Origin of the sequence: Pontibacterium sp. (genome assembly GCF_964228735.1) — a bacterium.
GTDB lineage: Bacteria > Pseudomonadota > Gammaproteobacteria > Pseudomonadales > Balneatricaceae > Pontibacterium.
This window is the reverse complement of sequence record NZ_CAXRBQ010000012.1, coordinates 1-21012: the sequence shown is the minus strand read 5'-3', so window position 1 is coordinate 21012 and position 21012 is coordinate 1. Positions and strand designations below refer to the sequence as shown.

General features: G+C 53.6%; 16 protein-coding genes and 1 pseudogene. 16 read left to right on the top strand and 1 reads right to left on the bottom strand.

Translation table 11 applies throughout. From position 1 onward, the window contains the following. The 3 genes from ACEQ15_RS01255 to ACEQ15_RS01245 all read left to right on the top strand — a co-directional run. A partial coding sequence (locus tag ACEQ15_RS01255) for a helix-turn-helix domain-containing protein (protein WP_370277164.1) occupies positions 1–368 on the top strand: 368 nt, incomplete at its 5' end. A gap of 335 nt (positions 369–703) precedes the next feature. Continuing rightward, positions 704–2656 (top strand): acetate--CoA ligase, encoded by a 1953-nt coding sequence (gene acs / locus ACEQ15_RS01250; RefSeq protein WP_370277163.1) that lies wholly within the window; start codon positions 704–706, stop codon positions 2654–2656. A 152-nt stretch (positions 2657–2808) separates the two neighbouring features. After that, positions 2809–3474 (top strand): response regulator transcription factor, encoded by a 666-nt coding sequence (locus ACEQ15_RS01245; RefSeq protein ID WP_282350165.1) that lies wholly within the window; start codon positions 2809–2811, stop codon positions 3472–3474. 92 nt (positions 3475–3566) lie between these two features. On the opposite strand, the gene ACEQ15_RS01240 is transcribed toward ACEQ15_RS01245, so the two are convergent. After that, complete coding sequence (locus ACEQ15_RS01240; protein WP_370277162.1) at positions 3567–7505, bottom strand: NahK/ErcS family hybrid sensor histidine kinase/response regulator; 3939 nt, start codon at positions 7503–7505, stop codon at positions 3567–3569. A 277-nt stretch (positions 7506–7782) separates the two neighbouring features. On the opposite strand from ACEQ15_RS01240, the gene ACEQ15_RS01235 reads away from it, so the two are divergent. From ACEQ15_RS01235 to ACEQ15_RS01175, 13 genes and pseudogenes are all read left to right on the top strand, one after another. Then, positions 7783–8043 (top strand): DUF4212 domain-containing protein, encoded by a 261-nt coding sequence (locus ACEQ15_RS01235; RefSeq protein WP_370277161.1) that lies wholly within the window; start codon positions 7783–7785, stop codon positions 8041–8043. 36 nt (positions 8044–8079) lie between these two features. Then, positions 8080–9888: a sodium:solute symporter family protein gene (locus ACEQ15_RS01230; protein WP_370277160.1), complete on the top strand. Its 1809-nt coding sequence runs from the start codon at positions 8080–8082 to the stop codon at positions 9886–9888. A gap of 80 nt (positions 9889–9968) precedes the next feature. Beyond that, positions 9969–11801, top strand: a complete 1833-nt coding sequence (locus ACEQ15_RS01225) for a putative nucleotidyltransferase substrate binding domain-containing protein (protein WP_370277159.1) — start codon at positions 9969–9971, stop codon at positions 11799–11801. Between the two features lie 3 nt (positions 11802–11804). After that, on the top strand, positions 11805–12434 hold the full coding sequence (locus tag ACEQ15_RS01220; protein WP_370277156.1) for a 3'-5' exonuclease: 630 nt from the start codon (positions 11805–11807) through the stop codon (positions 12432–12434). A gap of 180 nt (positions 12435–12614) precedes the next feature. After that, positions 12615–12968 (top strand): flagellar hook-basal body complex protein FliE, encoded by a 354-nt coding sequence (gene fliE / locus ACEQ15_RS01215; RefSeq protein WP_370277155.1) that lies wholly within the window; start codon positions 12615–12617, stop codon positions 12966–12968. Positions 12969–12993: 25 nt separating this feature from the next. After that, a complete protein-coding gene (gene fliF / locus ACEQ15_RS01210) occupies positions 12994–14670 on the top strand; it encodes a flagellar basal-body MS-ring/collar protein FliF (RefSeq protein WP_370277154.1) in 1677 nt (558 codons plus the stop codon). Further along, positions 14663–15676 carry a flagellar motor switch protein FliG gene (fliG, locus tag ACEQ15_RS01205; RefSeq protein ID WP_370277152.1) on the top strand — a complete coding sequence of 338 codons (1014 nt, stop codon included), beginning with the start codon at positions 14663–14665 and terminating at the stop codon, positions 15674–15676. Before fliF ends, fliG begins: the two co-directional genes overlap by 8 nt. Further along, positions 15676–16476: a FliH/SctL family protein gene (locus tag ACEQ15_RS01200; RefSeq protein ID WP_370277150.1), complete on the top strand. Its 801-nt coding sequence runs from the start codon at positions 15676–15678 to the stop codon at positions 16474–16476. The genes fliG and ACEQ15_RS01200 overlap by 1 nt, the downstream gene beginning before the upstream one ends. After that, positions 16476–17843, top strand: coding sequence for a flagellar protein export ATPase FliI (gene fliI / locus ACEQ15_RS01195; RefSeq protein WP_370277149.1), 1368 nt, complete (start codon positions 16476–16478; stop codon positions 17841–17843). Before ACEQ15_RS01200 ends, fliI begins: the two co-directional genes overlap by 1 nt. Then, positions 17844–18287: a flagellar export protein FliJ gene (fliJ, locus tag ACEQ15_RS01190; RefSeq protein WP_370277148.1), complete on the top strand. Its 444-nt coding sequence runs from the start codon at positions 17844–17846 to the stop codon at positions 18285–18287. It abuts the gene before it with no gap. Positions 18288–18360: 73 nt separating this feature from the next. Beyond that, entirely contained in the window at positions 18361–20193 is a 1833-nt protein-coding gene (locus tag ACEQ15_RS01185) for a flagellar hook-length control protein FliK (protein ID WP_370277147.1), read from the top strand. 98 nt (positions 20194–20291) lie between these two features. Further along, entirely contained in the window at positions 20292–20843 is a 552-nt protein-coding gene (locus ACEQ15_RS01180) for a flagellar basal body-associated FliL family protein (protein WP_370277146.1), read from the top strand. A 7-nt stretch (positions 20844–20850) separates the two neighbouring features. Continuing rightward, positions 20851–21012: pseudogene (locus ACEQ15_RS01175) on the top strand (flagellar motor switch protein FliM); the annotation flags it as partial.

The following is a 21012-nucleotide window of genomic DNA, read 5'->3' as shown; positions in this document are numbered from 1 at the left end:
CACTGAGTCAGCATGGTTGGCCGGGTAATGTGCGTGAGCTGGACAACGTAGTGCAGCGTGCTCTGATTATGCAGGCTGGTATCGCAATCAGTGCGGCTGATCTGTTGCTGAATCCGGATACCATGGCGACGGATCTTTGTGAGCAGGTTGATCCTATGGTGGCGGCGATTGAGGATGAGGACGCTAATCAGTTGGAAGCGGGAATGCAGCAGCATGAGTTCCAGTTGATTATTGACGCACTTAAAGCGACCAGCGGAAGCCGTAAAACGGCTGCCGAGAATCTGGGGATCAGTCCACGTACATTACGTTACAAATTGGCGAAGATGCGAGAAGCGGGACTGGATCTGGACGCATTGCTCCGAAAATAGGCTTGGATGCCGGCAAACTGGTGTTGCCTTTTATGTACCCATAAAAATTGTGAGATATATCGTTTAAGCCGCCTTTTCGTGACATGATCAACGCTGTTCGCAGACCTTGTAACAGAGGGAAGTCGAAGCGTAAAAATCCACCCAAGACCAATGTCTTAGGCCGGATAGACCAATGTCTAATTCAGACGTTGAGTGCCGGACGGGTATAAAACTTACCAGTTAACGGACACACGAAACGCCCCATAAGAAGTATAAGGACCTGAAGCGTGTTATCAGGTCCAATCAGGGCGAACGGATTCCAAGAATTAAAACAATATACAGCTAAGGGCATCACGATGAGTGAAGAAAAGGTATATCCAGTTTCTGCTGAACTGGCTGCGGAAGCTCACATCAACAACGAAAAATATCTGGCGATGTACGAGCAATCCATCAACGATCCAGATGCATTCTGGGGCGAAGCTGGTAAGCGACTGGATTGGTTCAAACCGTACACCAAGGTTAAAAACACCTCTTTTGACCCGCACAACGTTGATATTCGCTGGTACGAAGATGGCACGCTGAACGCGTCTTACAACTGTCTGGACCGTCACCTGGAAACCCGTGGTGACCAGGTGGCAATCATCTGGGAAGGCGATGATCCAAGCGAATCTGAAAACATCACCTACCGTGACCTGCATGAACGTGTATGTAAGTTTGCCAACGCGCTGAAAGCTCAGGGCGTAGAAAAAGGTGACGTGGTTACCCTGTACATGCCGATGATCCCGGAAGCAGCCGTTGCGATGCTGGCATGTACCCGCATCGGTGCGGTTCACTCTATCGTATTTGGTGGTTTCTCCCCTGAAGCACTGGCAGCACGTATCGAAGGTGCAAATTCTAAGGTTGTTGTAACCTCTAACTACTCGCTGCGTGCAGGCAAGTCTGTACCGCTGAAAGCGAACGTAGACAAAGCGCTGGAGCAGGAAGCAGCAAAAGCCTGCGTACAGAGCGTTATCGTTGTTAAACGTGTAGAAGATGATGTTGCATGGAACAGTGATGTTGATGTTTGGTACGAAGATATCGTGGCTGATGCATCTGCTGACTGCGCTCCTGAAGAGATGGAAGCAGAAGCACCAATGTTCATCCTGTACACCTCTGGTTCTACGGGCGCACCAAAAGGCCTGAAACACACCACCGGTGGTTACATGGTGTACGCGTCCATGACCCACGAGTACGCGTTCGACTACAAAGATGGCGACATCTACTGGTGTACTGCGGACGTGGGTTGGGTAACCGGTCATAGCTACATCGTTTACGGACCACTGGCGAACGGTGCTACTTCTCTGATGTTCGAAGGTGTGCCTAGCTACCCAGACAACAGCCGCTTCGGTCGTGTTATCGAAAAACACAAAGTTAACCAGTTCTACACCGCGCCAACCGCGATCCGTGCACTGATGCAGCAGGGCGAAGACGTACTGGGTGACTCCGATCTGTCTTCTCTGCGTATCCTGGGTTCTGTAGGTGAGCCGATCAACCCTGAAGCGTGGGAATGGTACCATCGCATCATCGGTCAGGGTCGTTGCCCGATCGTTGATACCTGGTGGCAGACTGAAACCGGCGGCATGATGATCCTGCCTCTGCCGGGTGCGACTGACGCAAAACCGGGTTCTGCAACCCGTCCATTCTTTGGTGTACAGCCAGCGCTGCTGGATGCAGAAGGGAATGAACTGGAAGGTGCGACCGACGGTAACCTGGTACTGAAAGACTCCTGGCCGGGTCAGAGCCGTTCCATCTGGGGCGACCACGAGCGCTTCATCCAGACGTACTTCTCTACCTACAAAGGTGTTTACACCACCGGTGACGGCGCACGTCGTGACGAAGATGGTTACTACTGGATCACTGGCCGTGTAGACGACGTAATTAACGTATCCGGCCACCGTATGGGTACCGCGGAGATTGAATCTGCACTGGTTGCTCACCCAGCAGTGGCAGAGTCTGCTGTAGTTGGTTACCCACACGATGTAAAAGGTCAGGGTATCTACGTGTACGTGACCCTGCAGGCTGGTTACGAGCAGTCTGATGAGCTGCTGAAAGAGCTGCGCACTTGGGTACGCAGCGAGATCGGACCAATTGCATCGCCAGACCTGATTCAGTTTGCACCGGGCATGCCGAAGACCCGATCCGGCAAGATCATGCGCCGTATCCTGCGTAAGATCGCTGAGGACGATTTTGGCTCTCTGGGTGATACCTCTACCCTGGCAGATCCAACCGTGGTTGACGATCTGATCGAAAACCGCATGAACCGTAAGTAATATCCGGCAACTTCTGCTAGCCTGATAATTAAGCTCCCGCCGGGTTATGCCTGGTGGGAGTTTTTGTATTATCGGTGGTATGATTGAGCCAGGATTAGGTTGCAGTACAGGAACTTACACCTTAACTGGTGTGAGAGGGGGGTAGTGAACGCATGCAGCTCGCACAAAAGATTATTATTGCTGACGATCATCCGCTGTTTCGTGCAGCGCTGAAACAGGCAGTGGCACAGGCAGTGCCTGGTGTTGCAACAGTAGAAGCCGACTCTCTGGCGGCGGTGCAGGAAGCAGTTGATCAGAATCCTGACGCAGATCTGGTGTTGTTGGATATCCACATGCCAGGTACCAACGGTTTCTCCGGCTTGGTATTCCTGCGCGGTCAAAATCCGGGTATCCCGGTTGTCGTGGTATCCGGTAGCGAAGAGCCGCATGTGATGAAACGTGCGATCGATTACGGTGCTTCCGGTTTTATTCCGAAGTCCGCACCATTGGAAACCATTTCCGACGCAATCAAAGCGGTACTCGAAGGTGAGGAGTGGTTGCCACAGGAGGTTGCTGACAACCTGGGTGACGTGAGTGAAGAGGATCAAAAGTTTGCCGCTGCGCTGGCTGCTTTGACACCTCAGCAGTTCCGCGTCCTGACCATGCTGACCGAAGGTCTGCTCAACAAGCAGATCGCCTACGAGTTGAATGTCTCTGAGGCGACAATCAAAGCACACGTGACCGCAATCCTGCGTAAGCTGGGCGTACACAGTCGTACTCAAGCTGTTATTGCGGCACAGCGTCTGGGTGTTGAGCCACCAAAGACCGACGTAGAGTAAACTTAAGGCTGCGCTCTCCCGATAGGGTTGAGATCTGCCTGAAAATAAAAAAAGGTGCCAATTGGCACCTTTTTTGTGTCTGAATACCTGTCTTATTCGGTGGCCATCGCCCGGGCGTTGGCGATCATTTTATTGATAATGGCACGCAGTGCTGCTGGTCGAATCGGTTTGGTCAGCAACTGTGCACCGCAAGCTTCGATCTCGGCTTTTACCTCTTCGGTGCGGTCAGCGGTAATCACAACCGCGGGAATGTCGCGGTCGGTCAGGGTGCGAATCTCTTCCAGTGCGCGTACACCGGTATCCGTTTCTGACAGGTGGTAGTCCGCCAGGATGATGTCCGGTTCGAAGTGTTCCTCCTGGATCTGGGCGATGGCTTCGTTGCCGGAGATTGCAACAGCGACCTCGCAAGACCAGCCACCCAATAGGGCACTCATGCCCTCCAGAATCTTTGGTTCGTTGTCGATCACCAGGACCCGGATGCCGTTCAGGCCTTTACTGCGAATCCAGCCGCGGTTCTCCGGTTTCTGCTTCACCGCCTGTTTGGCTTCGCCCAGCGGTACTTCAACACTAAAAACCGTGCCTTTGGTTGGCCACGAGCGGACCTGCAATCGATGCTCCAGCATGCGCGCAATACGTTCGGTGATTGCCAGACCCAGCCCTAAACCCTGTACCTGGGAGTGTTTCGGGTTGTCGATACGGCGGAATTCTTCAAACACCTCTTTCAGCTTATTCTGTGGAATACCCACTCCGGTATCCCAGACCTCAAAGCGCAGTTTGTTGCCCCGCTTACGGCAGCCCAGCAGGATGCCACCCTCCTGGGTATAGCGGATTGCGTTAGAGAGGAAGTTCTGCAGAATGCGACGCAGCATCTTCTGATCGGAGCGCACCACCAGTTTGCATGGGTGGCAGCGGAATTTAAGTGACTTATCCAAGGCCATCGCGGTGAACTCGGTGCTCAGGTTGCTGAACAGGTCATCAACCGAGAAGTCGGTAATGGACGGTTCCAGTGCACCGGCATCCAGTTTGGAGATATCCAGGATGGCGGTAATCAGCTCTTCGGCTGCCTTGAGGGAGCCGTCCAGGTTGTCAACTAATTGACGGGTTTCGTCACTGTGGCTCTGTTGTGCCAGGGCGGATGAGAACAGACGGGCGGCATTCAGAGGTTGCAACAGGTCGTGACTGGCCGCTGCCAGGAAGCGGGTTTTACCCAGGTTGGCGGCATCTGCGTCGGATTTCGCCTGGCGCAGTTCATCCTCCATCAAGGCGCGGATGGTGTTTTCCTTACGCAGCTCCTTGTTTACCACCGACAGGGCGTGGGTGCGTTCTTTTACGCGCTGTTCCAATGTTTCGTTGGTTTCCTGCAGGGCCTGCTCAGCCAGGCGGCGTTCGGTGATGTCCTGGTAGAGGGTAAAGTAACCCAAAACGTCGCCGTACTCGCCGATATGGGGGATGTAGGTCACCTCCGCATAACGGATGCTGTCATCTTTGGTCGGCAACATGGTTTCAAACCGTTGTCGCTTACCGCTGAGAACTTCCCTGATGTATGGGGTGCGCAGTTCGTATTCGTCGTCTGGCAGCACCTTGTAACACGGTTGGCCGGAGATGTTGTGGCGGTCCAGGCCAAAGGTGCGGGCGTAGGCTTTGTTGACGAACAGGTAGCGCCGGTTTGGATCCAGGTAGGCGATCAGTACCGGAACGTTGTCTGTATAGATACGGATGTTCTGCTCACTTTCACGCAGCGCCTCTTCGATCTGTTTGTGATCGGTGATGTCCATGTAGGTGTTAACGTAACCACCGTTAGGCATCGGATTACCGCGTACATCCAGTACAGTGCCGTCCGGACGGAAACGTTCGTAGATGTGTGGCTGGCTGGAGCGCAGTACTTCCAGGCGCTTCTTCACTTGAGTCTCGATATCGCCTGGGCCGTACTCACCCTTGATCGCGTTATGGCGGAACACCTCCTCGATCGGGCGGCCGACACAGATCAGCCCTTCGGGGTAGTCGAACATCTCCACATAAGGCTGGTTCCACGCCACCAGGCGCATCTGCTGGTCCACTACGCTGATCCCCAGGCTGATGTTCTCGATGGTGGATTGCAGCAGGGAGCGGTTAAAGCGCAATGCCTGCGAAGCTTCATCTACGATGGTTACCACATCGCCAATCTGCATATCCCGCCCCTGCAAGATAGAGGCGAGGACGATACGTGCAGAGGATGCACCAATCACACCGGCAAGCAGACGCTCGGTGAACTGGATCAGTTCTGGGGTGGCCTTATCGCCGGACAGGGGCGCTTCCTCTCCCCGCTGCAGCGCAAAGCCGGTAAAGGAGTGCTGGGTGCGGCTGATACCGAGGAAACGCTCGGTCAGCATCTGCAGGTCACCGACAGTCACGTGCTCGTAGTGACGGGATGTTTCCGGCAGGGCTTTGTTGTAGATATCCACAAAGGCGCTGGCCTGGATGCGATCAACCAGACGGCGGGAGCTGTAACGGGACACCAGAATATAGAGTGCGATGTTGGCTGAGAGGCTCCAGAACACACCGTGGGTCAATGGGTCCAGGTTATCCAGCCCGAACAGGGCGGTTGGCTTCAGCCAGCTCACGGAGAGTAAGCCGTTTTCCAGGAAGTGCTCACCAATCAGGCCGCCTTCCATCAGCGTTGGGATCACCAGGGTGTAGAGCCACAGCAGGAAGCCTGTACCCATGCCAATGAATACGCCATTGCGTGAACCGGTTTTCCAATAGAGGCCACCGATGATTGCCGGCAGGAACTGGATCGCTGCAACAAAGGCCAGCAGACCAAAGGACGCCAGGGAGCCCTGGTCACCCAAGATGCGGTAGTAGAAGTACGCCAGCAGCATCAGGCACATAATGGTGACGCGGCGGACTTTCAGTAGCAGCGCCCCCAGGTCTTTGCTCTGCGACAGGTTCAGCCAGGAGATCCGGAACAACATCGGCATAATGATGTCGTTGCACACCATGGTTGCCAGGGCAATGGCGGCAACGATAACCATGCTGGTGGCTGCTGAAAGACCGCCAATAAAGGCGAAGGTGGCCAGGTTAAAGTGGCCCTCTGCCAGCGGTAGCATCAGTACGAAGGTGTCGGCATCGACTGCACTGTATTCGTCGAAGTAGGAAAGGCCGGCGGTGGAGATCGGCAATACGAAGAATGCCAGTAGCGCCATATACAGCGGGAACAACCAGCGTGCCAGCTTGAGGTTGTCGATGTCGGTGGTTTCCACGATGGTGACCTGGAACTGCCGTGGCAGACAGATAACCGCCGCACAGGCGAGTATCGTCTCAACCAGGAAACTGTCCTGTAAGAGCGACTGGAAATTCTGGTTCTGGTCCAGCTGCTCTCCGATACTGGTTATCAACGGCGCTGGGCCGTCGAAGATCTCGTAGGTAACAAAGACGCCCACCGCGATAAAGGCGGTCAGCTTGATGATCGATTCGAAGGCGACCGCGAGCACCAGGCCTTCATGGTGTTCAGTAGCGTCGATATGGCGGGTACCGAACAGAATGGCGAACACGGCCATCAACATGGCGACAAACAGTGCGGTGTCACTACCCTTGCCCAGTGAGGTTTCGCTACCGGCGGTGATGGCGCTGAAGCTGATGGCGACCGCTTTCAGCTGCATCGCGATATACGGAATCGTACCCAGCACGGCGATGACGGTCACCAATACCGCAAGCAGCTGGCTCTTGCCGTAACGAGACGAGATAAAGTCGGAGATAGAGGTGATGTTCTGCTGCTTACTGATCAGGACGATCTTCTCGATCACCTGCCAGCCGAACATAAATACCAGAATTGGGCCCAGGTAGGTGGCCAGGAATTCCCAGCCGCTGGTGGAGGCACGTCCCACAGCACCATAGAAGGTCCAGGAGGAACAGTAAACCGCCAGGGACAGTGAGTAGATAACCTGCTTGCCAATTCTGTTCGGAGTAGGTGCCTTATCCCCATAATAGGCGATGGCGAACAGTAGCCCGACGTACGCGAGCGAAATCATGATAACCGTCCAGCCTGACAACATGGTGTGCCTGCTCCTTGAAATGTCCAGGAAAGTTTTTAGTGTACTCCTTCTGCGAAATAAGCCCAATCTCGTCTTATACCTTTGTATAGAGCGTTGAACGCAAAGGTATTTTTAGATCTGGCTGTAGCCCTTGAATTTCGGGGTTTGGCCGTAAAATTGCTTTAAGAATCAAGCACTCCTATCAGACCAAAGTCGGGCTATGAACTGGGCAACGCTCTGCTAGTCTCTATCCTGTCTTTAGTTCCACCTAATTCATAAAAAAAATAAGGATGGTGCAATGTCTATCAGCCCTGAACAGGCGCAAGCGTATTGGAAAGAAAACTTGCGCATAATCGTCACCTATCTTTCCGTGTGGTTCGTAGTCTCTTACGGCTGCGGCATTCTGTTTGTTGATCAGCTGGATGCTATCCAGTTCTTCGGATTCCCACTGGGTTTCTGGTTTGGTCAGCAGGGGTCTATCTTCGTCTTCGTTATCTTGATCTGGATGTACGTTTCATCCATGAACAAGCTCGACGAAAAGTATGACGTTCACGAATAACAAAAATAAAAATAATTTATTAAGGACGGCATTGTTATGAGTCTCGATTTACTTACTTACCTCTTCATTGGGGGATCATTCGCGCTTTATATCGGTATTGCGATCTGGGCGCGTGCAGGATCTACCAAAGAATTCTACGTTGCAGGTGGTGGTGTACCGCCAATCGCAAACGGTATGGCAACTGCAGCGGACTGGATGTCTGCAGCATCCTTCATCTCCCTGGCGGGTCTGATCTCTTTTGTGGGCCGTGACGGTTCTGCATACCTGATGGGTTGGACCGGTGGTTACGTACTACTGGCGCTGCTCCTGGCACCTTACCTGCGTAAGTTCGGTAAGTTCACCGTGCCTGATTTCGTAGGTGACCGATACGGTTCAAACTTGGCGCGTACCATCGCGGTTGTTTGTACTATCGTAATCTCCTTCACCTACGTAGCTGGTCAGATGCGTGGTGTTGGTATCGTATTCTCCCGTTACCTGCACGTTGACATCAACACTGGTGTAATCGTGGGTATGGCGATCGTATTCTTCTACGCTGTACTGGGTGGTATGAAAGGTATTACCTACACTCAGGTTGCACAGTACTGTGTACTGATCCTGGCGTTCACCGTTCCAGCATTCTTCCTGTCTGCACAGATCACCGGTCACTTCCTGCCTCAGTTTGGTCTGGGTGCGACGCTGGAAAGTGGTCAGTCTGTACTGGCAACGCTTGATCAACTGTCTGTTGACCTGGGCTTCGCTCAGTACACTGCAGGTAAGAAATCCACAATTGATATCTTCTTCCTGACCGTTGCGCTGATGTGCGGTACGGCAGGTCTGCCACACGTAATCGTACGTTTCTTCACTGTACCTCGTGTAAAAGACGCTCGTACCACTGGTGGATGGGCTTTGATTTTTATCGCGTTGCTGTACACCGCGGTTCCTGGTGTTGCTGGTTTCGGTCGTGTAAACCTGATTCAGGAGATTAACGGTCCGAACAACGCTGGTACTGCTTACGCTGAAATGCCTTCTTGGTTCAAAAACTGGGAAAGCGCTGGTCTGCTGGCTTGGAACGATCGAAACGGCGATGGCAAAGTACAGTACGCTGCGGGTGCTGCATTCGATGCGAAGAAAGGTAAGCCTGCGTTCACCGAAGAGCGTGGTGAACATGGTCAGCGTCTGACGTCTAACGCTAAGACCGATGCTTCTTTTGATGCTAGCAAGCAGCCATTTGCTAACGAAGTATACGTAGACCGTGACATCATGGTTCTGGCTAACCCAGAGATCGCGAACTTGCCTGCGTGGGTAATTGCTCTGGTAGCTGCTGGTGCGGTTGCGGCGGCACTGTCTACTGCGGCGGGTCTGCTGCTGGTAATCTCCACAGCGATCTCGCATGACTTGATGAAGAAGACCATCAACCCGAATATCTCTGATAAGCAGGAGTTGATGTACGCACGTCTGGCAGCAATCGTAGCGATCTGTATCGCAGGTTACTTCGGTATCAACCCTCCAGGCTTCGTAGCTCAGGTAGTAGCGTTGGCATTCGGTATCGCATGTGCATCCGTATTCCCAACTCTGATGCTGGGTATCTTCTACAAGCGTATGAACACTCAAGGTGCGATCGCAGGTATGCTGACTGGTCTGGTGACTACGGTTGGTTACATGTGGTACTTCGTATTCGGTGGTGGCGACCCTGCGGACTACTTCATGGGTATCTCCCCAGGTGGTTTCGGTACTGTTGGTATGATCCTGCACTTCATCGTAGCGGTAGTGGTTGCACAGATGACTCCTCCGCCGTCCGAAGAGATGCAACGCATCGTAGAAGACCTGCGTATCCCTCGTGGCGCAGGTGCTGCTCACGCTCACTAATAGCCTGAGTTAGTTACTTCGTAAGGCACATCAACGCGAGTTGGTGTGCCTTTTTCAGTTTTAAATGGGAGAAAATGGATATGCCTTCATCTTTTAATATGGAGAACATGCCATTCAGCTTGTTGGATGAGCGTGAGCGTGACTTGCTGCGTCAGAATCTGGATATCGGCTACTACCAGAAAGGGGAGATATTGCTGGAGGCCGGAACAGAGCCTGAGGGGGTGTTTATCATCTTCAAAGGATTGGTTAGTGAGAGCGAAGCGGCTGACAACGGTGAGTCAGATCAGCAGCTACACGTGTTTGTGCACTACACCAACGAAGACTACTTTGGTGCCTGGTCTGCAATTCGTGGTACAGCGATCCACAACTTCATAGCGGAAGAGGAGACGATCTGTCATATCCTCCCAACCAAGATCCTGCTGGATCTGATGTCCTCGAACAACTTGTTTGCGGATTATTTTCAGCAAAACCTTTCAGCAAAATCCGAGATCGTTGCCCAGCATGGCAGTGATCAGGACATGGCGGAGTTCATGCTGGCCAAGGTATCCAGTGGTGTGATTCGTGAGCCTCTGATCATCCTGGAAGGAACCAGTATTGATGAAGCGACCCGACTGATGCGTGAGCAAAAGGCCGACTGTATGATGGTTAAACGCGGCAATCGTTACGGTATCGTGACCGGAACTGACCTGCTGGATGCGATCATCATCAACAAGATGCCTCTGCATAAAGACATTGCTGAGGTGGCCAGTTATCGTCTGATCACAATTGATCCTGAAGACTACCTGTTCAATGCCCTGATCATCATGACGCAGCAGCGAATCGAGCGTGTTGTGGTGATGAGCGATGGTCAGTTGGAGGGGGTTATCGAGCTGACTGACGTGCTGAGTTATTTCTCCAGTCACTCCCATGTGATTGGCTTGCGGATTGAACGTGCCCAGACCGTGGAAGATCTGCACGAGGCAGCAGCAGGCCTGGATGACCTGATCAAAGCGTTGGTATCCCATGGTGTGAAAATCCGCTTTGCGATGGATCTGCTGGCGGCAATGAATGGCCGCATCATGGCCAAGCTGTTCGACATCATGATTCCGGCAGACATGCAGCCTCACGTGTGCCTGGTGGTGATGGGCTCTGAAGGACGTGGTGAGCAGATTATGAAGACCGACCAGGACAACGCGATTATCTATCGTGATGGTTTGGTGTGGCCGGAAATGCAGGCGCGTCTCAATGAGTTCAGTAAAACGCTGATCGAGTTTGGCTTCCCGCCATGCCCAGGCAATATCATGGTATCCAACCCAGACTGGGTTAAGTCGTTGGGTGACTGGACCCAGATGCTGGGTGACTGGGCTGAAACCTGTGATGGTGAAGCCTTGATGAACCTGGCAATCGCTGTTGATGCCAAGCCCGTGGCGGGCAACCCGGCGATATTTAAAGCCAGTCGTAACTGGTTTATGCGCTACCTGCGTAACAACGATGTGTTTTTCTCTCACTTTGCCCGTGCGTCCATTGAGTTTGATACACCACTGACCTTCTTTGGTAATCTGAAAGAGAAAGGTGAGCTGGATATCAAGAAGGGTGGGATTTTCCCAATTGTGCACGGTGTCAGAACGTTGGCGCTTGAGCATCGCATCAAGGTGACCAACACCTTTAAGCGTATAGAAGAGCTGGTGAAAGCCGGGCAGATTCAGGAAAAGCATGGTCGTGAGATGAGTGAAGCGCTGAGTTTGTTTATCCAGTTACGCTTGCGTCAGCAGATCAAACGTATGGAACAGTCCGAGAGCGGTGTAGACCAAACGCCTAATATCATTGAATTGGCTGGTTTGGATAAAATGGAACGTGACCTATTACGAGATGCGCTGCATATCGTAAAAGGCTTTAAGAAACATCTGACGTTACGCTACCACCTTGGGAGCTAGGCGATGATTATCCCAAGAACAATAAGAAGATTAAAAGAAAAGTACGATCACAAAAACGGCCCTCACGCGCATCTCTTTGAGGCGTATGAGGGGGATGAGGTTGTATCTCTGGATTGTGAGACAACCAGTCTGGATGTCAAAAAGGGCGAGATCCTCTCCATTGGTGCTGTGCGCATCAAAGGCAACCGTGTGATGACCAGCGACCGGTTGGATATCAAGTTGAAGGCGCCGGAATCACTTACCGGCGACTCCATTAAAATCCACAAGATTCGTGCCAGTGATCTGAGTGAAGGCATCGAGTTGGACGATGCGCTGGAGCAGGTACTGGAGTTTGTGGGCAACCGTCCAATTCTTGGTTACTACGTCAACTACGATATCCGCATGCTCGACAAGTTTATCCGTCCTAAGTACGGCTTTAGCCTGCCGAATAAAGCGGTTGAGCTGTCCCATGTCTATCACGACATTATTAAGTGGCGTTCCGTAGGTGGCAATGTGGATCTGCGCTTTGATACCATCTCCAGGTCTCTGGATATCCCGATGCTGGAGCGGCACACGGCGCTGGGAGATGCGATAACCGTCGCGCTGATGTATGTGCGCTTGAAGCACGGCGAACCACCCGCAGTTAACTGCTAATCCCAATTTTACATGTCAAAATCTAAGCGGGCTTATGGCCCGCTTTTTGCATTTATACCCTGCGTAAGTCCTTTAAACGGTTGTTTACGCCAATAAATTGTCGTAATTTTGGCGTTAGTGATTGAAGGGCATCTTTTGTTACCTATAATGTCAATATATTGCCGAAGTGCGGAGTAAGAGATGGTCGAGCGAGCTGATATCAACAGCGTGCTGATGCAGATGCGGACGATACAGTCTCAGGTTCAGAGCGGTGCCGGAATCTCCGGGCCGTCTCCGATTGCACCTAACCAGGCGGAACTAAAGACTGGTCGCACCGGTTTTGGTGATCTGCTGAAGAATGCAATCGACAGTGTCAATGAGGTTCAGGGAACCGCCAAAAAATTGGCAACCGCCTATGAAAAGGGTGATCCTACCGTGGATCTGCCCCAGGTGATGATTGCTGCGCAAAAAGCGTCTGTTTCTTTCCAGGCGTTGACTCAGGTGCGAAACCGTCTGGTGAGCGCCTATGAAGACATCTCGAAGATGCCAATTTAATAAGCCCTCTGGGGGCAAGTAAGTTATGGCTGAAGGTTTAACTGCGAGCGGAATGGAAAAGGGTAGTACAGTTCTGGGCTTTAATCGCCTGAGTATTTTCCGTCAGATCGGTCTGATGGTAGGTCTCGCGGCGACGATTGCTATCGGCTTCGCAGTGGTGCTCTGGTCGCAGGCGCCGGACTATCGTGTATTGTTCAGTAATCTGGGTTATGCGGATGCTAACCAGGTGATCGAACAGTTGCGTCTGTACAATGTGCCATACAAATTTGATTCTGACGGTCGTGCGATCCTAGTACCGGAAGAACACGTGCATCAGGCTCGACTGAAACTGGCTGCCGAAGGCTTTACCGCGGATAAGACCGTGGGCTTTGAACTGCTTGATAAGGATCAGGGGATCGGCAGCAGTCAGTTTATGGAAACCACCCGTTACCGTCGAGGTCTTGAGGGTGAGCTGTCCCGCACCATCGCCAGCATGATTGCCGTACGTAACGCACGTGTCCATCTGGCAATTCCAAAAGATTCTGTATTCATCCGCGACGAGCGGAAACCGTCTGCGTCCGTCTTCATCGAGTTGTTTGCCGGTCGTAAGCTGGAGCGTGACCAGGTTGCGGCGATCGCCAATCTGGTGGCATCGAGTATCCCGGAACTGAAGTTTGAAGATGTCACGGTGGTGGATCAGCGTGGTCGTTTGCTCAACAGCCGGGAGATGGATACCGATTCCGTGCTGGCGGCCAAGCAGCTGGAGTACACACAAAAAATTGAAGAACGCCTGCTGAACCGGGTCAACAGCATTCTGTTGCCGGTGGTTGGGGCGGATCGCTTCCGTGCGGAGGTGTCTGCGGATATCGATTTTACCGCCGTTGAGCAGACCGATGAAATCTACAACCCGGATCTGCCTGCACTGCGCAGTGAGCAGACCAACGAAGAAACCCGTGTAGGCTCGTTGGCTGCCATGGGGATTCCGGGTGCGCTGTCCAACCAGCCACCAGGACCAACGGCAGTGCCGGAAGAGGCGGCCGGTGACGGTGTTGTTAATCGGAACGGCCAGCAACCGGGCAGCAGCCGAAATCAGGTGACACGAAATTATGAGTTGGACCGTTCGATCAGTTACACCCGCCATCAACAAGGCCGTGTGCGTCGCTTGAGTGTGGCGGTAGTGGTTGATGATCTGTCGGTGATTGATCCGGCTACCGGTACACCAAGCCGTAGCCCGTGGAGTGAAAACGAACTGGAGCGGTTACGTCTGCTGGTACAGGATGCGGTAGGTTTCTCCGCACGTCGTGGTGACAGTGTGAACGTGATCAACTCCCCATTTGTCGCGGCAGAGAAGTTTGAAACCGAAGAGGTGCCGATCTGGAAACAGGACTGGGTTTGGGAAATCGTGAAACAGGTTCTGGCGGCGCTGTTTGTACTGCTACTGGTGTTTGGTATTTTGCGCCCGATATTGCGTAATCTGGCGGATACCGGTTCCGCCAGTTCGGTAGCGGGTTTAGGCGCGGCCGGTGAAGTAGCCGCAGAGCTGGAAGGCCTGGATGCTGCCGGTATGGCGGGGGATCAGGTGACTTTTGGCTCAGATGATGAGCTTTTGCCAACACCAAATGAAAGCTTTGATTATCAGGTAAACGCCATTCGTAGTATGGTGGCGGAAGACCCGGCCAAAGTGGCGCAGGCGGTAAGACAGTGGATCGCGGAAGATGAGTGAAGAAAATGACGGCGAACTGACAAATCTGGACAAGGCAGCGATACTGCTGATCAGTCTGGGGGAATCGGATGCCGCAGAAATTCTAAAGCACCTGGGGCCAAAGCAGGTTCAGCGTATTGGCCAGGCGATGGCTGCGCTCGATAACATTCCGCAAAGCAAGGTCGAGTCCGTCGTGGGCGATTTCCTGGGGATGCTGGGTGACCAGACCGGTATTGGTATCAACAACGACGCTTATATCCGCGCCATGCTGAATGAAGCGCTGGGTGAAGAGAAAGCGAAAACCCTGCTTGATCGTATCCTGATCAGCAAGAATACCTCCGGCCTCGATACCCTGCGCTGGATGGAGCCGCGTCAGATCGCGGAGATTATTCACTATGAACACCCGCAGATTCAGGCGGTGATCATCTCCTACCTCGAGCCTGATGTAGCGGCGGCTGTGTTGTCTTATTTTGACGAAAAGGTGCGTCTGGATATTGTGATGCGTGTCGCATCCCTCGATAGCATCCAGCCTGTTGCCCTGCAGGAACTGAACGATATCCTTGAGCGGCAACTCACCGGCGGTGGTGGTACCAACACCGTTTCCAATCTGGGGGGGATCGAAGCTGCTGCAGGTATCATGAACTTCATCGATAGCAATATCGAAGCTGAGGTAATGGAAGGCATCAAAGAGGTCGATGAACTTATGGCCGGCAAGATCGCTGATCAGATGTTCGTGTTCGACAACCTTATCGATGTGGAGGACCGTGGCATTCAGGCAATTCTGCGAGAGGTGTCTACCGACGTTCTCGTGCTGGCACTGAAAGGCGCTGATACATCCCTGCAAGAGAAAATTTTCCGCAACATGTCCAAGCGTGCTGCCGAGCTGCTGCGTGACGACCTCGAGGCCAAGGGGCCTGTACGTGTCAGCGAAGTGGAGGAAGCACAACGTGATGTTCTGTCCACGGCGCGTCGTCTGGCTGATGAGGGTGAAATTATCCTCGGCGGCGGCGGGGAAGAGATGCTCTGATGAGTGGTAAACAAGATAGCGGTGATATCCGCATCCGTTCAGCGGAGGCCGCCAGTCTGGTGACCTGGTCGCTGCCTGAGGTAAGCGGCTCGCATCTCGTTGCGCTCGAAACCAAGAAACAACCCAAGAAAAAGCAGCCGCTGCCAATCGAGGATCTGCCGAGTGTTGGCTTGGCTTTACAACCTGAAAAGCCAAAAGACGTTGTAACTGTTGCCGAGGCGGAGTCGATCCGCGAGGCTGCCCATCAGGAAGGCTTGCTGCAAGGTCTTGTTGAAGGTCGAGAGCAGGGTTATCCCGAAGGCCTGGAAAAAGGCTTGGCTGAGGGGCGTGAGAAGGGCTATCAGGAAGCGTTGGCGCAAGGGCAGGCTGAGATAGAGCAGGTTCAGGTGAATCTGGCGCAGATGCTGACGGCCTTACAGCAACCTATTGCGCAGCAAGAACAGCAGTTGGAAGCTGTGTTAACAGGGTTGGTGGTGAAATTGGCCAGCGCCGTTGTGGATGCCGAATTGAGTACCCGTCCAGAGCTGATTCAGGCTGCTATTCGTGATGCCTTGCAGCAACTTCCGCAAGGTGGAAGCGCACTTACCATTGAAGTTTCACCGGCGGATCATCCGCATATTGAACCGATCGCCAGTCGGTTGTCATTTCCTGTAACTGTCGTTGCAGAAGGATCAATTTCCCCGGGAAGTTTTCGTCTGCAGACCAGTGACAGCCTGATCGAATCCGACATTCAGCAGCAGTTCCAGGCGTTGGCCGGGCAGCTGTTTGGAGCACTTACACCGCAAGAACCGGAGGCGTAATGTCTCAGCTTATTGCCCGTCTGGCTCGTTGCGGCGAAACGCCGCTCAAGCGTCAAAAAACCGTCGTCGAAGGACGTATTACCCGTATGATCGGTTTAACCCTGGAAGCTGTAGGCATCCAGGCAGCGGTTGGTGACTGTTGTCGTATTGTGCTTTCGGATACCAGTGTGGTTGAAGCCGAGGTGGTGGGTTTTTCCGGCGACCGTCTATATCTGATGCCGCTCTATCCCATTGAAGGCCTTAAGCAGGGTGCAAAAGTCTATCCGCTGGCGGATTCCGGGCAGGTGCCGGTGGGTGAATCCCTGCTGGGGCGGGTTATCAACGGAATCGGTAACCCGATAGATGGTTTGGGTGAGCTGCAGGATGTTGCTGAAGTATCTCTGGCTGGGGATATCATTAACCCCCTTTCCCGTGACCCGATCAAAGATACGCTGGACGTAGGTATCCGTGCCATCAATTCACTGCTGACTGTGGGCCGCGGACAGCGTCTGGGCTTGTTTGCCGGCAGTGGTGTAGGTAAATCGGTGTTGCTGGGCATGATGACCCGCTTTACGGAAGCCGAGATCGTTGTGGTTGGCCTGATCGGCGAGCGTGGTCGAGAAGTAAAAGAGTTTATCGAGCACAGCCTGGGGCCCGAGGGCCTGAAGCGCTCAGTGGTTGTCGCATCACCTGCCGATGACTCGCCGTTGATGCGTTTGCGGGCAGCACAGCTAACCACCCGTATTGCTGAATACTTCCGTGATCAGGGCAAAAACGTGCTCCTGTTGATGGACTCTCTGACCCGATATGCCCAGGCGCAGCGTGAGATTGCCCTGGCGGTCGGTGAGCCTCCGGCAACCAAAGGTTATCCGCCTTCGGTATTTGCCAAAATTCCCAAGCTGGTGGAACGCGCGGGTAACGGCTTACCGGGCGAAGGTTCGATTACCGCCTTCTATACCGTATTGACCGAAGGCGATGATCAGCAGGATCCGGTTGCAGATTCTGCGCGTGCGATTCTGGATGGTCACGTAGTGCTCTCCCGTCGCCTGGCCGAGCAGGGGCACTATCCGGCTATCGATATTGAGGCCTCTATCAGTCGTGCCATGCCACAGATTATCTCGCCGCAGCATCTGCAAACGGCGTTGCGCTTTAAGCAGCTATATTCTAAATACCGGCAGAATGAAGACCTGATCTCCGTGGGGGCCTACGTGAAGGGCAGTGACCCGGATACGGACTTCGCCATGGAGCGGATGCCGGTGATGAACGAAATGCTGCGGCAGTCGATGACCGACCCGATGCCACTTCAGCAATGTGTACAGCAGTTAGCCATGGTGCTGACACCCATGCCAAGCAACAACCCGAACGCAACCTCTGCCCTGGTACAGTAAATGGCAAAACGCTCCCAGCGCTTAAAAGTTGTGCTTGATCTTGCAGAACGCAAGAAGAAGCAGGCTGATCAACTATTGGCGGCCAGTCGCGCGCGTGTGGAGAAAGACCTGCAGGCGATTGAGCAGCTGAAAGCGTTTTTGGCGGACTATCAGCGTCAGTATGAGGATGCCGGGCGGCAGGGCTTTGGCATTGCCCGCTTGGAGGTTTACCAGTCATTTATCCGTAAGATCTCGACCGCGCTCCAGCAGCAGGAGAAGGCACTGGAGATGAACCGGAACGAACTGAAAATTGTCGAGCGCCACTGGACCCAGTGTTACGGCCAGGCGGTGGCGATGGATAAGCTTGTCGATAAAGCGCGTACCCAGGAACAGCAGGCGGAAGACAAGAAGCTGCAACAGCAGCTGGATGAGCGCTCCCAGTTGATCAAAACCAACTTTATCTGAGTTGGCCTCACTTTTGCTTATCTCTAAGCAATATTCCAAAAGTACTCGGGCTTTTTCCGACCGGGAGTGATAGATGAGTGAGCAACTGACCAACACCGGAGTTTCCGGATTGCTTGCAATGCTGGGTGCCGCGCCTGCTGCCACGGGGCAGGGGGGAGCGACGCCAGCGGGTAGCGCGTTGCCGTTTGGCGCGATTATGCAGGCGCAGGGAGCCGGTTTTAATCCACTTCAGTTGGACGCGAACGGCCAGACATTGCCGCAATCGGGCGGTGTTTTGCCTCCTTCAGGTGAGATGTTGGCGCAGATGCAGGCACAGATTGATGCTAAAACCCGGGCACCGGAGTTATCGCAGTTGCTAGCCGAATCCCCTGATCCCGATTTGCGGGCTGCGTTGTTAAAAGACAATCAGTCATTGCGTGATGGCGTAGTGATGGAATCGCAGTGGCCGGGTGTGTTGCCGGAATCGACCGAGTTGTCACTGGATTCGCCGGAAGTGGTGGCGTTGATGCAAAACGCATTTGAAGGTCACGACGATGCACAGCAGCGATTAAGCGAAGCGATGGGAGCATTGCAGCCGCCTCCGCAGTTGCCTAACACAAATGCTGCTTCAATGAGTGAAATGCAGCCGCAAGTGGAGCCTGAAGGTGAGAATGATGTGGTGTTGGCGCCACAAGATCTTTTACAGGCCGCTGAAGGTGAAGAGATACCGGCACCTGTGGCAGGTGTGGATACAGTGCCTGAGCCGATGCCGGGACAGGTTGTTGGCGCTGAAGCGGATGCAAAAGCTCTTCAGCAGGATGCTGACGCTATGGGCAAGACGGTGCCTCAGCCAATAGAGCAAAGTCCAATAGCGACTCCAGGGCTATCCCCAGAGTCCAGGAATCCTGAGTTGTCGGGATTGCCAGACCCGCGTGAGCCGATTCCGCGCGAAAACGTTGTAAATACACGTCAGCAATCAGATGAGCAGGTGGTTGCACAGGAAGCGTTGAATAACGAGCGGACGGCAGCACAGGCCGCAGCAACACAACAAGCGGGGGAAAACCCGGTTGTCGGTAGTCAGAGTGCCGTTGCTGTAGCCGCAGTTGCAATGCGGGAAAACCAACCGGTCAGAAATACTGATAACAGCCCGCGTGCGGCAGTATCGGATGCTGTGGCAGGATTGACATCCGCTAAAGATTCGTCAAATTCGAGCGCCGCGGCCACGCAGTTAACCACACCAGGGCAAACGCAAGTCACACCTGCGACGACACAAGTAACACCTGGGCAGGTTTTAAAGCAGGATAGTATCCAGCCGGAAGGTCGATCCAATACTGCTGCAGACATAGCAACGGCGGCTCGTCAGGAGTCTGCTGATAGTGATGCACCGGCGGGCGCTGAGGATGGTGCAGAAGGATGGCTGAGAGCTGAAACGCGAGCGGCAAACCAGGCGACTACCGTTGTGGATAACCTGTCGCGCATGACCCTGTCCCAGGCGGCGTTCACCCTGGCAGGCAAAGGACAGATGGGATCACCTGCCTGGAACCAGGCGCTGAGTGAGCGGGTGATGGTGATGACCGCACAGAACAATCAGGTCGCCGAGATCCAGCTTGATCCGCCGGAGCTAGGGTCGTTGAAAGTGCGTTTGCAGGTTGGCCAGGATCAGGTCAGTGTAAGCTTTACGTCGCCTCATGCCTCGGTTCGTGATGCGGTAGAGCAGAGTATGCCGAGACTGCGCGAAATGATGGAGGAGCAGGGGCTGAATCTGGGTGAATCCTCGGTAAACGATCAGTCCTCAGACTCCGGTGAAGATGAAGGTCGTCAGCGTTTTGCTTCGCAGGGTAATGCCGAAGGCGCCTCAGGTACAGAGGATGCAGTTTCCACAACGGTAAGTGGTGAGGCCGTGTCGCTTGTGGATTACTATGCCTGAGTAGCTTCAGCCTGAAAATCAGTGTGTTATAGTTAGCGCTGGAATCACCCGGGCGAACCCGGATTAACCTTTCGGTACCTCGGCACAGGAGACTGATAATGGCTGATGATCAGGCAGCAGAAGCGGAAAACGGTGAAGAAGAGGGCGGCAAGAAGAAGTCCAAACTCAAACTTATTATTATCGCGGTCGTTGCTCTGTTGATTCTTGGTGGCGGTGGTGCCGCTGCGTATTTCTTTTTCCTGGCTGGTCCTCCGGCAGAGGAAACAGCAGAAGCAGCTGAGCCTGTTGAGCCAGCGCGTGGCCCTGCTATTTACGTTAAGGTGCGTTCTCTGGAAGGGCGGCCAATGTTTGTTGTACCGCTGCGCAGTAAAGAGAAAACTCGTGCCGGACGCGGTCACTACATGCAGGCGTATGTAGAAGCCAAGACGCGCGATCCGGACGTGGAAGCGGCGCTGAAGCTGCATATGCCAGTGGTTGTCTCCCGACTGAACAAGATGTTCTCTTCGCAGGAGTTTGAAGTCCTGCAGACCAAAGAGGGGCGTAGCGCGCTACGGCAGAATGCGGTTGATGAGGTGCGTGAGGTGATGATGGAAAAAATCGGCAGGCCTGGTGTAGAAACGGTTCTCTTTACCAACTTTGTGATGCAGTGATTACTGAATGTCGGTAAAAGATCTTCTCTCACAGGACGAAATCGATGCGTTGCTACATGGTGTTGATGATGGCGACGTAGAGACATCGGAGGACGTTGAGCCCGAATCCGATGAGGAAGTGCGTCCCTATGATCTGGCGAGCCACGACCGAGTCGTTCGTGGCCGCATG

Bases quoted from the DNA above. Each gene is read 5' to 3' on its own strand.
- acs (WP_370277163.1), top strand. From the start codon at position 704: ATGAGTGAAGAAAAGGTATATCCAGTTTCTGCTGAACTGGCTGCGGAA.
- ACEQ15_RS01245 (WP_282350165.1), top strand. From the start codon at position 2,809: ATGCAGCTCGCACAAAAGATTATTATTGCTGACGATCATCCGCTGTTT.
- ACEQ15_RS01240 (WP_370277162.1), bottom strand. From the start codon at position 7,505: ATGTTGTCAGGCTGGACGGTTATCATGATTTCGCTCGCGTACGTCGGG.
- ACEQ15_RS01235 (WP_370277161.1), top strand. From the start codon at position 7,783: ATGTCTATCAGCCCTGAACAGGCGCAAGCGTATTGGAAAGAAAACTTG.
- ACEQ15_RS01230 (WP_370277160.1), top strand. From the start codon at position 8,080: ATGAGTCTCGATTTACTTACTTACCTCTTCATTGGGGGATCATTCGCG.
- ACEQ15_RS01225 (WP_370277159.1), top strand. From the start codon at position 9,969: ATGCCTTCATCTTTTAATATGGAGAACATGCCATTCAGCTTGTTGGAT.
- ACEQ15_RS01220 (WP_370277156.1), top strand. From the start codon at position 11,805: ATGATTATCCCAAGAACAATAAGAAGATTAAAAGAAAAGTACGATCAC.
- fliE (WP_370277155.1), top strand. From the start codon at position 12,615: ATGGTCGAGCGAGCTGATATCAACAGCGTGCTGATGCAGATGCGGACG.
- fliF (WP_370277154.1), top strand. From the start codon at position 12,994: ATGGCTGAAGGTTTAACTGCGAGCGGAATGGAAAAGGGTAGTACAGTT.
- fliG (WP_370277152.1), top strand. From the start codon at position 14,663: ATGAGTGAAGAAAATGACGGCGAACTGACAAATCTGGACAAGGCAGCG.
- ACEQ15_RS01200 (WP_370277150.1), top strand. From the start codon at position 15,676: ATGAGTGGTAAACAAGATAGCGGTGATATCCGCATCCGTTCAGCGGAG.
- fliI (WP_370277149.1), top strand. From the start codon at position 16,476: ATGTCTCAGCTTATTGCCCGTCTGGCTCGTTGCGGCGAAACGCCGCTC.
- fliJ (WP_370277148.1), top strand. From the start codon at position 17,844: ATGGCAAAACGCTCCCAGCGCTTAAAAGTTGTGCTTGATCTTGCAGAA.
- ACEQ15_RS01185 (WP_370277147.1), top strand. From the start codon at position 18,361: ATGAGTGAGCAACTGACCAACACCGGAGTTTCCGGATTGCTTGCAATG.
- ACEQ15_RS01180 (WP_370277146.1), top strand. From the start codon at position 20,292: ATGGCTGATGATCAGGCAGCAGAAGCGGAAAACGGTGAAGAAGAGGGC.